The organism is Candidatus Zixiibacteriota bacterium (genome assembly GCA_040756055.1).
Classification (GTDB): domain Bacteria; phylum Zixibacteria; class MSB-5A5; order GN15; family FEB-12.
On record JBFLZR010000003.1, the window covers coordinates 91,166 to 107,159 of the forward strand.

At 53.2% G+C, this 15,994-nt stretch carries 14 protein-coding genes and 1 tRNA gene; all 15 read left to right on the plus strand.

All coding sequences use genetic code 11. The features are described 5' to 3' along the window. The first annotated feature begins 8 nt into the window (after positions 1-8). Entirely contained in the window at positions 9-1,217 is a 1,209-nt protein-coding gene (gene tuf, locus AB1483_06795) for an elongation factor Tu (GenBank protein ID MEW6412167.1), read from the plus strand. A gap of 40 nt (positions 1,218-1,257) precedes the next feature. Then, positions 1,258-1,410, plus strand: a complete 153-nt coding sequence (gene rpmG / locus AB1483_06800) for a 50S ribosomal protein L33 (GenBank protein MEW6412168.1) — start codon at positions 1,258-1,260, stop codon at positions 1,408-1,410. A gap of 20 nt (positions 1,411-1,430) precedes the next feature. Further along, positions 1,431-1,507, plus strand: a tRNA-Trp gene (locus tag AB1483_06805). Between the two features lie 20 nt (positions 1,508-1,527). After that, positions 1,528-1,725 (plus strand): preprotein translocase subunit SecE, encoded by a 198-nt coding sequence (gene secE / locus AB1483_06810; GenBank protein ID MEW6412169.1) that lies wholly within the window; start codon positions 1,528-1,530, stop codon positions 1,723-1,725. Positions 1,726-1,732: 7 nt separating this feature from the next. Continuing rightward, the gene (gene nusG / locus AB1483_06815; protein MEW6412170.1) at positions 1,733-2,269 is read left to right on the plus strand and encodes a transcription termination/antitermination protein NusG; all 537 of its coding nucleotides are present in this window, start codon (positions 1,733-1,735) and stop codon (positions 2,267-2,269) included. 34 nt (positions 2,270-2,303) lie between these two features. After that, complete coding sequence (rplK, locus tag AB1483_06820) at positions 2,304-2,729, plus strand: 50S ribosomal protein L11 (GenBank protein MEW6412171.1); 426 nt, start codon at positions 2,304-2,306, stop codon at positions 2,727-2,729. A gap of 56 nt (positions 2,730-2,785) precedes the next feature. Next, positions 2,786-3,490 carry a 50S ribosomal protein L1 gene (rplA, locus tag AB1483_06825; protein ID MEW6412172.1) on the plus strand — a complete coding sequence of 235 codons (705 nt, stop codon included), beginning with the start codon at positions 2,786-2,788 and terminating at the stop codon, positions 3,488-3,490. Between the two features lie 21 nt (positions 3,491-3,511). Beyond that, positions 3,512-4,036 carry a 50S ribosomal protein L10 gene (gene rplJ, locus AB1483_06830; protein ID MEW6412173.1) on the plus strand — a complete coding sequence of 175 codons (525 nt, stop codon included), beginning with the start codon at positions 3,512-3,514 and terminating at the stop codon, positions 4,034-4,036. 121 nt (positions 4,037-4,157) lie between these two features. Continuing rightward, a complete protein-coding gene (gene rplL / locus AB1483_06835; protein ID MEW6412174.1) occupies positions 4,158-4,541 on the plus strand; it encodes a 50S ribosomal protein L7/L12 in 384 nt (127 codons plus the stop codon). A 255-nt stretch (positions 4,542-4,796) separates the two neighbouring features. Next, positions 4,797-8,567: a DNA-directed RNA polymerase subunit beta gene (gene rpoB, locus AB1483_06840; GenBank protein MEW6412175.1), complete on the plus strand. Its 3,771-nt coding sequence runs from the start codon at positions 4,797-4,799 to the stop codon at positions 8,565-8,567. Between the two features lie 68 nt (positions 8,568-8,635). Further along, on the plus strand, positions 8,636-12,748 hold the full coding sequence (gene rpoC / locus AB1483_06845; GenBank protein ID MEW6412176.1) for a DNA-directed RNA polymerase subunit beta': 4,113 nt from the start codon (positions 8,636-8,638) through the stop codon (positions 12,746-12,748). 80 nt (positions 12,749-12,828) lie between these two features. Then, on the plus strand, positions 12,829-13,203 hold the full coding sequence (gene rpsL / locus AB1483_06850; protein MEW6412177.1) for a 30S ribosomal protein S12: 375 nt from the start codon (positions 12,829-12,831) through the stop codon (positions 13,201-13,203). An 11-nt stretch (positions 13,204-13,214) separates the two neighbouring features. Next, positions 13,215-13,685: a 30S ribosomal protein S7 gene (rpsG, locus tag AB1483_06855; protein ID MEW6412178.1), complete on the plus strand. Its 471-nt coding sequence runs from the start codon at positions 13,215-13,217 to the stop codon at positions 13,683-13,685. Between the two features lie 88 nt (positions 13,686-13,773). After that, positions 13,774-15,855, plus strand: a complete 2,082-nt coding sequence (fusA, locus tag AB1483_06860; GenBank protein MEW6412179.1) for an elongation factor G — start codon at positions 13,774-13,776, stop codon at positions 15,853-15,855. Between the two features lie 13 nt (positions 15,856-15,868). Then, positions 15,869-15,994 (plus strand): GTP-binding protein (locus tag AB1483_06865; GenBank protein ID MEW6412180.1); only part of this gene is annotated, 126 nt, incomplete at its 3' end.

Here is a 15,994-nt window from a genome sequence, read left to right on the forward strand (position 1 = left end):
CCCCAGTCATGGCTAAGGAGAAATTTGAACGGACGAAGCCGCATGTTAACGTGGGCACGATTGGTCACGTGGATCATGGTAAGACGACGTTGACGGCGGCGATAACGATGTATTTGAGTCGTAAGAACAAGACGACGATACGCAGTTTTGATTCGATTGACAATGCTCCTGAGGAGCGTGAGCGTGGGATTACGATAGCGACGGCGCACGTGGAGTATGAGAGTGATGTACGTCACTATGCTCACGTAGACTGTCCGGGTCACGCTGATTATGTGAAGAACATGATAACGGGAGCGGCTCAGATGGACGGAGCGGTGTTGGTGGTGAGTGCTTCCGATGGACCGATGCCTCAGACTCGCGAGCACATTTTGCTGGCTCGTCAGGTGGGAGTGCCGTACATAGTGGTGTACATGAACAAGGTTGACATGGTTGATGATCCGGAGCTTTTGGATTTGGTGGAGCTAGAGGTTCGGGAGCTTTTGAGCAGTTATCAGTTTCCGGGTGATGACATACCGGTGATACGGGGGAGTGCTTTGCAGGCGATGACGCGTGGCTCGGATGCGTCGGCGAGTTTGGATGATCCGGCTTTCAAGTCGATCGATGAGTTGGTACATGCGTTGGACGAGTACATACCTGAGCCGAAGCGAGAGAAGGACAAGCCGTTTTTGATGCCGGTGGAGGATGTTTTTTCGATTACGGGTCGTGGTACGGTTGGTACGGGTCGTATAGAGCGAGGTCAGGTGAAGCAGGGTGAGGAGGTAGAGATAGTTGGTATACGTGAGACGCGCAAGACGGTGGTAACGGGAGTGGAGATGTTCCGCAAGTTATTGGATTACGGTGAGGCGGGTGACAATGTTGGTTTGTTGCTTCGTGGCGTGAACAAGGAGGATTTGGAGCGGGGGATGGTATTGGCGAAGCCGGGTTCGATCACGCCTCACAGGAAGTTCAAGGCGGAGGTATATGTGTTGACGAAGGAGGAGGGTGGTCGACACACGCCGTTTTTCACGGGATATCGGCCGCAGTTTTATTTTCGTACGACGGATGTGACCGGAATTGCTCATTTGCCGGAGGGTGTGGAGATGGTAATGCCGGGAGACAACATCACGATATCGGTGGAGTTGATCACGCCGATAGCGATGGAGAAGGAGCTTCGTTTTGCCATTCGCGAGGGTGGCCGCACGGTTGGCGCCGGCGTCATTGCCGACATATTGGAATAGCGCGCGAAGAAACCATATTAATTGTATAAGATGAAACAAGATGCCCAGAGATAGAATAATATTGGCGTGTGGTGAATGTAAGCGTAGGAACTACTATACCACAAAAAACAAGCGCCTGCATCCGGAGCGCGTGGAGTATCGTAAGTATTGTCGTTTCTGCGACAAGCATACCGTGCACAAAGAGACACGTTAGCGAACGATCCAGGTTTGAATAGGCCAGTAGCTCCAACTGGTAGAGCGCCGGTCTCCAAAACCGGATGCTGGGGGTTCGAATCCCTCCTGGCCTGCCATAAATTGCGATTGGAATGGAATGGAAAAGATCGTTAGGTTCTTGAAAGAGGTTGTGGCTGAACTCAGGAAAGTCACGTGGCCCAGTAAGGATGAGTTGGTCGGTTCCACTATCGTGACGATAGTGGTGTCACTGATTGTCGCCATTTTTATCGGGATCGTTGATCGTATCCTGACTCTGATCATAACCACCATTTTCGGAAGAGGACTGGGAGGTTAATACGCAGATGGCCTTGCGCTGGTATGCCGTACATACTCTGTCCGGTCACGAACAGAAAGCCAAAAGGTATCTCGAGTCGGCCATCGCCAATGCGGGGATGGAGGGTCTGTTCGGGCTGATTCTCGTGCCGACGGAGGAAGTGACGGAAATGAAACAGGGGAAACGGACGACGTCGACCAAGAAGTTCCTTCCCAGCTATATTCTAGTTGAGATGGATTTGAGCAAGCAGACGCAGGAGCTGGTTGTGTCCACGCCCGGCATTACTAATTTTGTCGGAGCCGGCGGAAGTCCGAAGGCGCTTCGACAGAGCGAGGTCGAGCGGATTATCGGTCAAATCGATCGTAGTCGTACCGAAGAGGTCAGCGACATACCGTTTCAGGCCGGCGACAGTGTTAAGGTCAATGATGGTCCGTTTATGGATTTCTCCGGAACGGTGAGCGAGGTCAATATGGAGCGTCGCAAGGTCAAGGTGATGGTGTCCATTTTCGGTCGTCCGACTCCGGTGGAACTTGATTTTCTTCAGGTTGAGTTGATTAAGAAGTAACAACGTGTAATCGTTTTTAGGGAATAAGTTAAAAGTGGCAAAGAAAGTAGCGGGATTGATAAAGCTTCAGATACCGGCCGGCGGTGCCACCCCGGCGCCACCGGTAGGCCCGGCTCTGGGACAGCGCGGCGTGAACATTATGGAGTTCTGCAAAGCGTTTAACGCGCGTACTCAGGGCGGCAGCGGGATTCTGACCCCCGTGATTATCACGGTTTATACGGATAAGTCTTTCTCTTTTGAGACCAAGACGCCGCCTGCCTCGACGCTTCTGAAGATGGCCGCCAAGCTGGCCAAGGGTTCAGGGGTGCCGAATAAGGACAAGGTTGGCAAGGTCACCATGGACCAGATCCGGGAAATAGCTCAGAACAAGATGAAGGACTTAAACGCGGCCTCAATTGAAACGGCGATGTTGATGATCGCTGGAACGGCCCGGTCGATGGGCATTGAGGTAGAAAAGTAACCATTTGATTCGTTTGTACCTGATGCAGCTGTTGTATTCAGGGAGAAGAGGATTTAATGAAACGTTCCAAACAATTCCAGGAATTCCGCAAGAAGGTTGACCGTCTCAAGAAGTATCCGCTTGACGAGGCCGTGGCGGTTCTCAAGGAGAATCATTACGCCAAGTTTGACGAGTCGATCGAGGTTGCTGTGCGGCTGGGAGTAAACCCGAAGCACGCGGACCAGATGGTTCGCGGCACGGTGGCGCTGCCTAACGGGACCGGTAAGAAGGTTCGGGTGGCGGTGTTCGCCCAGGGTGATAAGGCGACTGAGGCTCAGGAAGCCGGCGCGGATTTTGTGGGCGCCGAGGATCTGGCCGAGAAGATCAAGGGCGGCTGGACCGACTTTGATGTTGCCGTGGCGACTCCCGATATGATGAAGATTCTCGGGCCATTGGGTAAAGTGCTGGGTCCGCGGGGACTTATGCCGAACCCGAAGACCGGGACCGTTACCATGGATGTAGGCCGTGCCGTGAAAGAGTTGCGGGGCGGACGAATCGAGTTTCGCATTGACAAGCAGTCCAATGTGGCTGTGTCGGTGGGCAAGTTGTCATTTGAAGCGAATCAGATTTCGGAAAACGTGATGGCTTTCATTGATGCGATCATGCGTGCCAAGCCGGCTACCGCCAAAGGCGCTTATCTTCTGGGAGTGTCGATATGCTCGACCATGAGCCCGGGGATTAAGCTGGACCATCAACTTTTAACGGCCGCTTTGAAGCAATAGATGAAAGGAGCCTTTTGAGTTATGCCTAAACCGGAAAAAATCGAAGCCGTTGCCGAGATGAAGAAGCTTTTCGAAGCTTCCGGCTCCTTGTTTGTTACTGACTACCAGGGTCTTAACGTGGCTGACATGACGCATTTGCGCAAGAACCTCCGTGACAACAGTATTAAATACCTGATTGGCAAGAACACCCTGATGAAGCTGGCGGCCCGTGAGGCCGGCATCAAGGGGCTCGATGATCATTTTGTCGGTCCGACCGCGGTCGCGTTTACCAGCGCCGACCCGGCCATGGCGGCCAAAATCCTCAATGATTCGTTCAGGGAAAAAGAATTGCCGAGGATGAAGGCTTTCGTGGTTGACAACCAGGTATATGAGGGAACCGAGATCAAGCGTCTGGCTGAACTGCCCCCGAGAGAGATTCTGTTGAGTCAGTTGGTCGCGGCGGTTGAGTCGCCGTTCAGCGCGCTCGTAGGCAGTCTGGATGGATTTTTCCGTGAGCTTATCGGCAGTGTTGATGCGCTCGCGGAAAAGAAAAAGAGTGAAGGTTGATGAGACCGTACGAAGCGAACGGCACCCACGCTTCTAGGCGGCCGGGTCTCACCGCCTGGGTGCAGGGCGTTTCGGAATAAATGGTAAATTAGTTAATCTTAGAATTTATGAGGTAATTGAAGTGGCAAACGCAGTGATTGAAGAAATTGTCAACAAGATCTCTGAGCTGAGTGCGATGGATCTGGCTGATCTTTCGAAAGCGATTCAGGAGAAGTTCGGTGTGACCGCGGCTGCTCCGGTTGCTTATGCTCCTGGCGCTGCCGCAGCTGCAGGTCCGGCTGCTGCCGAGGAGAAGACGGAATTCGATGTGGTTCTGAACTCCGCTGGTGACAAGAAGATTCAGGTCATCAAGGTGGTTCGTGAGTTGACCTCACTGGGCTTAAAGGAAGCCAAGGACCTCGTCGAAGGCGCTCCGTGTAAGGTAAAAGAAGGCTTGGGCAAAGAAGACGCCCAGAAGGCCAAAGCCAAGCTCGAAGAGGCTGGCGCAGTCGTCGAAATAAAGTAGCTGCCAGATTATGGAAAACCGGGAACCTCCGGGTTCCCGGCCGGTTTTACTTACGCATAAGTAAATTCCCTGATTTTGTTTTTTGTTGGCTGATTGACTGCAGAATTTGGCTCCCTGAATAATTTATAGGGAGATAAGTCATAGCGATGACAGGATCGCCAAGACATCTGGAATCGTAAATTAATGTTCTCAATAACCCGAGGCGGGGTTTTGCCGTCTTATGGGTTGTTTTGTCTTTTTTAGGAGGGTGATAACTTGACCCAGTCTAAAATGATTGAACGTATTAACTACGGTGTGGGATCCGATGCAACGGAGATGCCCAACCTTTTGGAAGTTCAGTTGAACTCCTATAACGATTTTCTCCAGCCTCATGTGCCCGCGGGGAAAAGAGAAAAGGCCGGCCTGCACCAAATATTCAGCGAAGTTTTCCCGGTTACCGATGTTCACGAGAACTACTCGTTGGAATATGTCGGCTATCATCTCGGCCCAACCCGGTATAGCATTGACGAGTGCCGCGAGCGCAATATGACTTTTGCCGCTCCGCTCCGGGTTACCATGAGACTTATTTCGCGTCAGGGAGAGGGGGAGCAGAAGGAAGTCAAGGACATCATTGAGCAGGATGTCTATCTTGGCGAGCTTCCGCTGGTCACCGAGTGGGGGACTTTCATCATAAATGGCGCCGAACGCGTTGTGGTCAGTCAGCTTCACCGAAGCCCCGGTGTTTTCTTCGACGAAGAAACCCATCCTAACGGCAAGAGGCTCTTCTCGGCTCGTATTATTCCTTATCGTGGAAGCTGGATGGAGTTCAGCACTGACATCAACGATGTCATGTATCTCTATATCGATTCCAAACGAAAACTCCCCGTCACGATAATGCTTCGAATCCTCGGCCATTCCACCGATGACGATATCGTCAAGTTGTTTTACGACCCCGTAGAGTTCAATCCGGGCCGGAAAAAAGAAGTCAATCTCGATGGGGCCCATCTGGCCGAGACGATTGTTGACAAGGAGACGGGTGAGATCCTGTATTCCGCGGGTGATCCCATTGACGATGCCATGCTTGAAAAAATCAAGGATAACGGCGTCAAGAGTTTCAAAATTGTCCCCGCTAAAGACCGTCGTGAGGTGCCGGTAATCCTAAATACGATCAAAAAGGATACTACCAAGTCGCGCGAAGAAGCGCTGTTCAAGATATATTCTATTCTCCGTCCCGGTGAGCCGCCGTCGCTTGAGATGGCGGAGTCGCTGGTGGATAAATTCTTTTTCGGCAACAAGCGCTATGATCTGGGCGAGGTTGGCCGGTATATGATCAACCAGCGTATGGGGGTGGATGTCCCGCTGGACAGGACGACTTTGGACGGCAAGGATTTTGTGGCCATTATCAGGTATCTGACCGGTTTGTGCAACGATATCGGTTTCACCGATGACATCGATCATCTGGGTAACCGTCGCGCCCGCACTGTCGGCGAACTGCTCGGGAATCTGTTTTCGGTTGGTCTTACGCGCATCGCCCGCACTATTCGTGAGCGTCTGTCTCTGAAGGACCAGGAAAACCTGACGCCGCAACTTCTGGTTAACGCCCGCACCGTTTCGTCGGTGATCGACACGTTCTTTGGTTCATCGCAGCTTTCGCAGTTCATGGACCAGACAAATCCTTTGTCGGAACTCACGCACAAGCGCCGTCTTTCGGCTCTAGGCCCGGGCGGTCTGACCCGCGAAAGAGCCGGGTTCGAGGTGCGTGACGTTCACCACACTCATTATGGACGCATGTGTCCCATCGAGACTCCGGAAGGACCGAATATCGGTCTGATTACCTCGATGGCTACTTACGCCAGAATCAATAAATACGGTTTTTTGGAGACTCCTTATCGCAAGGTCGTCAAGGGGAAGGTGACCGATGAAATCGAGTATCTTTCGGCCGATCAGGAGGACCGTTACCATATAGCTCAGTGTAACGAGCCGCTGGATAACAAGGGCAGGTTCGTGCGGGACCTGATCATGGCCCGCAACCGTTCGGACTATCCGTTCGTGAAGCCTGAAGAGATCCAGTACATGGATGTTTCTCCCCGTCAGATCGTATCCGTGGCGGCATCGCTGATTCCGTTTCTGGAGCATGACGACGCCAACCGCGCTCTCATGGGCTCCAACATGCAGCGCCAGTCAGTGCCGCTTCTGAAAACGGAGGCTCCGCTGATTGGAACCGGCATGGAACGCAAAGTGGCCTCTGATGCCGGGGCGGTAATAAAAACCCGGGAGGCGGGCGAAGTCGTGTATGTTGACGCCGAGAAGGTTGTGATCCGTCCCGATGTCCGTCAGCGTGTCGGCAAACTCGGTTATGTCGAGGACATAGAGTACAAGATGACCAAGTTCCGTCGCTCCAACCAGGATACGTGTATCAGTTATCACCCCACCGTCGCTCTGGGAGCGACTGTTAAGGAAGGTGATGTTATAGCCGACGGACCGGCGGTCGATAAGGGCGAGTTGGCGCTGGGGAACAACGTTCTCGTTGCTTTTATGCCCTGGCGCGGATACAACTTCGAAGACGCCATCATTCTTTCGGAGCGACTGGTTCGTGAAGATATCTTCACTTCGATCCACGTAGAGGAATACGAACTGCAGGTTCGCGATACCAAACGCGGTTCGGAAGAGATCACGCGGGAGATTCCCAATGTCTCTGAAGAAGCGCTACTGAATCTGGACGAGCAGGGGATTATTCGCGTCGGCGCTGAAGTTGAGGCCGGCGACATTATGGTCGGCAAGGTCACGCCCAAAGGTGAGACAGAGCTCTCTCCGGAGGAGCGTCTGCTGAGAGCCATCTTCGGCGAGAAGGCGGGAGATGTCAAGGACGCCAGTCTGAAGGCGCCGCCCGGAATGAAGGGTGTGGTCATCAGGACCCAGGTCTTTACCCGTAAAGAGAGAACCGAAGAGGCCAAGAAGGCGGAGAAAGAGCAGGTTGCGCAGATCAAGAAGATCTTCAATAAGAAGATCAGCGACATCGCCAAGTTGCGCAACCAGAAGATCGGTGAGCTGGCGGACGGCAAATCGTCGCAGACGGTTCGTTCGGTCGTGGATAATTCCGTGGTGGTACGCTCCGGTCACAAGTACAAGGCCGAGTTTTTCGCGGAGTTCGATTTCGACTCGGTCGTTGCCCCGGACGGTTTTACGGATGATGATGGCGCTAACAAGCACATCAACGGTATTATTGCCGAAGCCAGCGAGCTTATCGATGCGAAGAAGCAGGAGATGGAGATCGAGGTGGACAAGGTGGTCCGCGGCGCCGAACTTCCTCCGGGTGTAAAGCAGCTTGTCAAGGTGACGGTTGCTATTCGCCGCAAGATCTCTGTCGGTGATAAGATGGCGGGGCGACACGGCAACAAGGGTGTCGTGTCCAAGGTCGTGCCCGTTGAGGATATGCCTTATATGGAAGACGGTACTCCCGTCGATATCATCCTCAACCCGCTCGGCGTACCATCGCGTATGAACGTTGGTCAGATTCTCGAGACACATTTGGGCTGGGCCGCCAGAAGGCTCAATGAGCATATTGCCACCCCGGTGTTCGAGGGCGCCACTGTTGAACAGATACAGGAGAAATTGCGCAAAGCCGGTCTTCCCGAGAACGGCAAACTTCAGTTGTACGATGGTCTCACCGGCAACGGATTTGACAATCCGGTAACGGTCGGGTACATCTATATGCTGAAGTTGTCGCACCTTGTGGATGATAAGATCCATGCCCGCTCCATTGGCCCTTACTCTCTGGTTACCCAGCAGCCGCTGGGTGGTAAGGCGCAGTTCGGTGGCCAGCGGTTTGGTGAAATGGAAGTGTGGGCGCTTGAGGCCTACGGCGCGGCTTATACTCTCCAGGAGATGCTTACGGTTAAGTCTGATGACGTGACCGGACGCAGCAAGGTCTACGAGGCGATCGTCAAGGGTGAGAACCCGCCGGAACCGGGTTATCCCGAGGCGTTCAATGTGTTGATAAAGGAACTTCAGGCGCTTGGCCTGGATGTCAAACTGGTAGAGAAATAGTCGTTAGCGTTTGGAAAGTAACTCTGCCCGCCCTGGCGGGCGGGCAGAATTGAATAAAGGAGAAATCCATGGCCGATTTGACAGGAAGAAGTCAGGGAGATAGAAAGAAGCCCTCGGACTTTGCGGCAATCCAGATTCAGATTGCTTCACCCGAGATGATCCTGTCCTGGTCCTACGGCGAGGTGACCAAGCCGGAGACCATCAATTATCGTTCGTTCAAGCCGGAACGAGACGGCCTTTTCTGCGAAAGAATTTTTGGCCCCGTTAAAGATTGGGAATGCAACTGCGGCAAATACAAACGAATCCGTTTCCGCGGTATTGTTTGTGACCGCTGCGGTGTTGAGGTTACCCAGTCGAAGGTTCGTCGTGAACGCATGGGACATATTCAACTGGCGGTGCCGGTTTCACACATCTGGTATTTCAAGTCCCTTCCATCGCGCATAGGCAACCTTCTCGATATTTCAATACGGGAACTGGAGAAGATTCTGTATTACGAATCCTATCTCATTATCGACCCGGGCAATACCTCGTATAACGAAGGTGACGTGATATCGGAAGAGGAATTCCTCGATCTCGAAGAGGCGGGGAAGACTTTCGACGCGCGGATGGGCGCTGATGCCGTCCGTGAGATGCTCAGGAAAATCGATATCGATGAACTGGCCGTTACGCTGCGAGCGCAGGCCAAAGTGGAAACATCGGCCCAGCGCAAGAAAGATATTCTCAAACGGCTGCGGATTATCGAATCCTTCCGTCAGTCGAACAATCGTCCCGAGTGGATGATCATGGATGTTATTCCGGTCATTCCGCCGGACCTTCGTCCTCTGGTTCCGCTCGAGGGCGGGCGGTTCGCAACCTCGGATCTTAACGACCTGTATCGTCGCGTTATCAATCGCAACAACCGTCTGAAAAAGCTTATAGATATTCAGGCGCCCGAAGTGATTCTTCGCAACGAAAAGAGGATGCTTCAGGAGGCGGTCGATGCCCTGTTCGATAACGGGCGTCGTACCCATTCCGTTCGCGGTGATTCGAAGCGGCCACTCAAGTCTCTTTCGGATCTGCTCAAGGGCAAGCAGGGACGTTTCCGTCAGAACCTTCTCGGTAAGCGCGTCGATTACTCCGGCCGTTCGGTCATCGTGGTTGGCCCGGAGTTGAAGCTGCACCAGTGCGGTTTGCCCAAGAACATGGCGCTGGAGTTGTTCAAGCCGTTTATTATCATGAAGCTTGAAGAGAAGGGCTATGTGCAGACGGTTAAGTCGGCAAAGAAGCTGGTTGAGAAGGAGCGTCCGGAGGTCTGGGATATTCTCGAGGAGATTATCGAGGATCATCCGGTGTTGCTCAACCGTGCTCCCACGCTGCATCGTCTGGGCATCCAGGCGTTTTATCCGGTGCTGGTGGAGGGTAAAGCCATTCGCCTTCACCCGCTCGTCTGCGCTGCGTTTAACGCCGACTTTGACGGTGACCAGATGGCGGTTCACGTACCTCTTTCTTTCGAGGCGCAGCTCGAGGCGCGGGTACTTATGTTGTCGACCAACAACATTCTGCTGCCATCGTCGGGCCGTCCGATCGCCATTCCCAGCCAGGATATCGTGCTCGGCTGTTACTATCTGACCAAGACGAAGGCCGGCAGTAAAGGTGAAGGAATGAGCTTCAGTTCTATTGCTGAGGCGCTGGCCGCTTATGATCACGGTCATCTGGCGTTGCATGCTCAGATTAGCGTCAGGATCAATCATCAACTGGTCCAGACCACTCCCGGGCGGTTGATTTTTAACGGCATAATCCCCGACGAGGTCCCGTTCTTTAATGATATTGCCAACAGGGGTACGCTGGAAGATATCGTCAAGGATGTTTTCACCCGTTTGGGACAGGAAGCTACCGTTGAGTTTCTTGACCGGTTGAAATATCTCGGCTTTGAATATGCCACGCTTTCGGGTGTCACGGTTTCAATCGATGATCTGGTTGTGCCGCCGCAAAAGGAGAACCTTTTGAAGAACGCTTCCGATGAGGTGGCGAAGATCACCAAGCGCTATGAGCGTGGTGTGATTACTAACGGTGAACGCTATAACCAGGTGATTGATACCTGGACCCGTGTCACCGGTGAGATTGCCAGTGTCATGTTTGAGAATCTGTCGGCTCAGAAGGGCGGTTTCAACCCGGTGTTCATGATGGCTGATTCCGGCGCTCGCGGCTCCAAGGAGCAGATTCGTCAGTTGGCCGGCATGCGTGGTTTGATGGCCAAGCCTCAGAAGAAGATCACTGGCGGTGTCGGCGAAATTATCGAGAACCCGATTACCGCCAACTTCCGTGAAGGTCTCACTGTGCAGGAATACTTTATTTCCACGCACGGTGCCCGTAAAGGGTTGGCCGACACGGCCTTAAAGACAGCCGACGCGGGTTATCTGACTCGCCGTCTGGTCGATGTTGCGCAGGATGTAATCATTCGCGAGCCGGATTGCGGGACGATTCTGGGACTTCATGTCGCTGCGATCAAAGAGGGCGAGGAAGTTATCGAATCGCTGGCTGATCGTATTCTCGGGCGCGTAGCGTTGGAGGATATCTATGATCCAATTAACGATGAATTGATTGTCGCCGCCGGCGAGCAGATCGAAGAGAAGCATGCTGTCATTATCGAAGACAGCGGCATCGACAGGGTAGGTATCCGCTCGGTGCTCACTTGCGAATCGAAGTATGGTGTGTGCGCTAAGTGCTACGGTCGCAACCTGGCCAGTATGAAAATGGTTCAAATCGGCGAAGCGGTGGGCGTGATTGCGGCTCAGTCAATCGGTGAGCCGGGTACACAGCTTACACTGCGTACCTTCCATATCGGCGGTACGGCCGCACGTATTGCCGAGCAGTCGCGAGTCGAGGCTAAATATCCGGGTACGGTCGCTTTCAAAGATATTAAGGCGGTGGACCGTGATGATGATACCGTGATGGTCACCAGCCGTGACGGTGTTGGTGAGGCGCACATCGTTGATGATGACGGTCGTGTGCGTGCCCGGCTTCGGGTTCCTTACGGCGCCCACCTGTTCGTAAAAGAGGGCCAGAAGATAAACAAGGGTGATGTGGTTTATGAATGGGATCCTTACACCGGTACGATTCTCACCGAGAAGACCGGTACGGTGAAATTCAAAGACCTCATTCTTGATGTTTCATATCGTGAGGCGATTGACGACCAGACCGGTATGATTCAGCAGATCATTATGGACACCAAAGACAAGTCGCTTTTCCCGACCGTGATGATAGAGAGCGACAAGGGCAAGACACTGGCGAGCTATAGGGTTCCGACCGAGGCGCAGCTTCAAGTGACTGATGGACAGGCTGTTGTCGCCGGCGACCTGCTTGTAAAGATGCCTCGTTTTATCTCCAAGTCGCGAGATATCACGGGTGGTTTGCCGCGCGTAGCCGAACTGTTTGAGGCTCGTCGTCCCCACGATCCGGCTGTGATCGCCGAAATCGAAGGAGTTGTCGAGTTTGGCAAGACTATCCGCGGTCAGCAGCAGATTTTTGTTAAGGGCGAAGAAGGTGAGGAGAGAGAATACCTCATCCCACACGGCAAGCACCTGATGGTTCACGCCGGTGACCGGGTCATAGCCGGTGATCGTTTATGTGAAGGCCCGAAGGACCCGCACGATATTCTTCGCGTATCCGGCGACCAGGAAGTTCAGGCTTATCTGGTGGACGAGATCCAGGAAGTTTATCGGCTTCAGGGCGTAAAGATAAACGACAAGCATATCGAAGTGATAGTGCGTCAGATGATGCAGAAAGTGTTGATCGAGTATGTCGGTGATACGAATTTCCTCGAGGGCGAGAAGGTCGATAAGATCAAGTTCTATGAGGAAAACGCTCGTGTAATTGCCGAGGGCGGCGAGCCGGCGCGGTTCCAGCCACTTCTTTTGGGTATTACGAGGGCATCACTGACGACGGAGAGCTTCATATCGGCGGCTTCGTTCCAGGAGACGACGAAGGTTCTGACCGAGGCGGCGGTATCCGGTAAGATCGACTATCTGCTTGGCCTGAAAGAGAATGTCATTATCGGACATTTGATTCCGGCCGGGACAGGCATCGAAAAATACCGGGGCTTGAAGGCCGTGATTGAAGATGAGGAAGAGTCCGAAGTCGAGGGTTCAATAGGAGAGTCGAAAGAAATTTCGGCCCTCGATATTTTTAACAAAAACTCTTGACAATTTCGGGCTAAGTGACTAAAATACGCGTCTTTGTAGAAATATTTTTGACCCGGATTTAGAGAAAAACAGGAGACATTTTGCCGACTATTAATCAGTTGATTCGAAAGGGAAGAACACAGCCTACCTACAAGACCAAGGCTCCGGCCATGGGTTCTTGTCCTCAGAAGCGTGGTGTGTGTACCAGGGTGTATACATCGACGCCGAAGAAACCGAACTCGGCTTTGAGAAAGGTGGCTCGTGTCCGTTTGACCAACCAGATTGAGGTCACCGCATATATACCCGGAGAAGGCCACAATCTTCAGGAGCACTCGATCGTGATGATTCGCGGCGGGCGTGTGAAAGATCTGCCCGGTGTTCGTTATCACATTATCAGAGGCACCATGGATACGTCCGGTGTCGCTGAGAGGAAACGTAGTCGCTCGAAATATGGGACCAAGAAACCTAAGGAATAGTTGGTTTAGTTATGTCGAGAAGAACAAGCGCCCAGAAAAGGGAAATAGTCCCTGATTATAAATACCAGGACAGGCTGATCACGCAGTTTGTGTCATGCCTGATGAAGAGTGGTAAGCGTTCAACGGCTGAGGGTCTGTTTTATTCAGCGTTGGACAGCGTTGAAAAGAAAACCGGCCAGGGCGGTCTTGAGATGTTTCACAAGGCCGTGAATAATGTCAAGCCGGTTTTGGAAGTCAGGTCGCGCCGCGTGGGTGGCGCCACCTACCAGGTTCCGGTCGAGGTTCGTCCGAACCGTCGTACCGCTTTGGCGATACGGTGGTTGATTTCGTACGCCTCGGCCAGGAGTGGAAATTCTATGGCTGATAAGTTGGCCGGCGAGTTTATAGCCGCTGCTAACAATGAAGGAGCGTCGATTAAAAAGAAAGAAGACACCCATAAGATGGCCGAGGCCAATAAGGCCTTCGCCCATTTCAGGTGGTAGTCCTTCTTTCGAACCCTGCTGATTTTTTAATCCGTCGCTCCAATTTAATCGAATGTGCTGAAAGGAAAGATCAGACAGGGTTTTTTTTATGTCTGACAAAGAGAGATTACAGAAGATTCGCAACATCGGCATCATGGCCCACATCGACGCCGGCAAGACCACGACCACCGAGCGGATATTGTTTTACACGGGTAAGACGCACCGGATGGGAGAGGTTCACGATGGCGCCGCCACGATGGATTGGATGGAGCAGGAGAAAGAGCGCGGCATAACGATCACGTCGGCCGCGACTACCGCCTTCTGGCGCAACCACACCATCAATATCATCGATACTCCGGGTCATGTCGATTTTACGGTCGAAGTCGAGCGCTCCCTGAGAGTTCTCGACGGCGCGGTGGCTCTTTTCTGCGCTGTTGGCGGTGTCGAGCCGCAGTCCGAAACCGTGTGGCGTCAGGCCGACAAATACGGTGTTCCGCGAATCGCCTATATAAATAAAATGGACCGTACCGGCGCCAGTTTTGAGCATACCCTCAAGATGATGAATGACCGCTTTGCCACCAAATGCGTGGCGGTGGCTATTCCCGCGGGCGAGGGTGAGATGTTCAGTGGCATTATCGACTTGCTGTCGATGAAATTTCGTGTTTTTCATGAAGACTCTCAGGGTACGACCTTTGACGATCTCGAAGTGCCTTCCGACATGCTCTCGACGGCCAACGAGTATCGCGAGAAGTTGCTCGAGGCGGTGGCCGATTATGATGACCACCTTCTCGAGCAGTTTCTCCACGACGAGGAGCTCGACCCCGCCGAGGTTATGGCGGCGGTAAGGAAAGCCACCATTGAGGTATCGATGGTACCGGTTCTCTGCGGTTCGTCGTTCAGAAACAAGGGCATTCAAAAGCTGCTCGATAGCATCGTCGACTTCTTGCCGTCGCCCGTGGATATGCCCCCGGTCAAGGGGCACGATGTCGATCGTCCCGATAAGGTTATCGAGCGTCATCCTGATACCGAGGATCCGGCATCGGCTCTGGCTTTCAAAATCATGACCGACCCGTATGTGGGTAAGCTGACCTATATTAGAGTATACTCCGGCATTGTCAGGGCCGGTTCATATCTGTACAACCCGACCTCGGGTATTAAAGAGCGCATAGCGCGTCTTCTCAGGATGCACTCCAACAAGCGCGAGGATATCAAAGAGGCTCTGGCCGGTGATATCGTGGCCGCCATCGGTCTTCGCAAGACCACCACCGGTGATACCCTGTGTGATCCCAAGCACCCGGTTTTGCTGGAGAGCATGACTTTCCCGGCCCCGGTGGTATCGGTCTCGATTGAGCCGAGAACCAAAGCCGACCAGGAGAAGCTCTCCGACGCTTTGACGAAGTTGTCCGAGGAGGACCCCACCTTTAAGGTGCGTTATGATGAAGAGACGGGCCAGACCGTTATCAGCGGTATGGGCGAGCTGCACTTGGAAATTCTCGTCGACCGGCTCATGCGTGAATTTTCCGTTGGCGCGGCGGTGGGTAAGCCCTCGGTGGCCTACAAGGAGGCTATCACCCAGAGCGTGGAATGTGAAGGCAGATTCGTCCGTCAGACGGGCGGAAAAGGTCAGTTTGGACATGTGATTCTGCGCATAAAGCCGACCGAAGACGGCTCGGAGTTCAAGTTCGAGAACAAGTTGATTGGCGGGACTATTCCCAGGGAGTATGTACCGGCGGTTGAAAAGGGCATCAAGGGCGCTTTGGCCAATGGCATCGTTGCCGGGTATCCGGTGACAGGCGTACATTGTGAACTTCTCGACGGCAGCTATCACGAAGTGGACTCCAACGAGATGGCTTTCCAGATTGCCGGTTCGATGGCCTTCCAGGCAGGCGCCCGCAAGGCCGGCCCGGTTCTGCTCGAGCCTATCATGGATGTTGAAGTGGTGGTGCCCGAGGCCTATATGGGCGCTGTGGTCGGCGATTTAAATTCCCGCCGAGGGAAAATTAAGGGTATGGTGCCGCGAAACGATGTTACCGTCATAGCTGTCAGCGTGCCTCTTTCGGAGATGTTCGGTTACGCCAATACGCTTAGAAATATATCGCAGGGACGGGCGGTATTTACGATGCAGTTCGCTAAATACTCGCAGGTGCCTGCGGAAGTATCCCAGAAAATGTTTGAAGGTGTGAAAATATAGCGGAGGCAGCCCCATGGCTAAGGAGAAATTTGAACGGACGAAGCCGCATGTTAACGTGGGCACGATTGGTCACGTGGATCATGGTAAGACGACGTTGACGGCGGCGATAACGATGTATTTGAGTCGTAAGAACAAGACG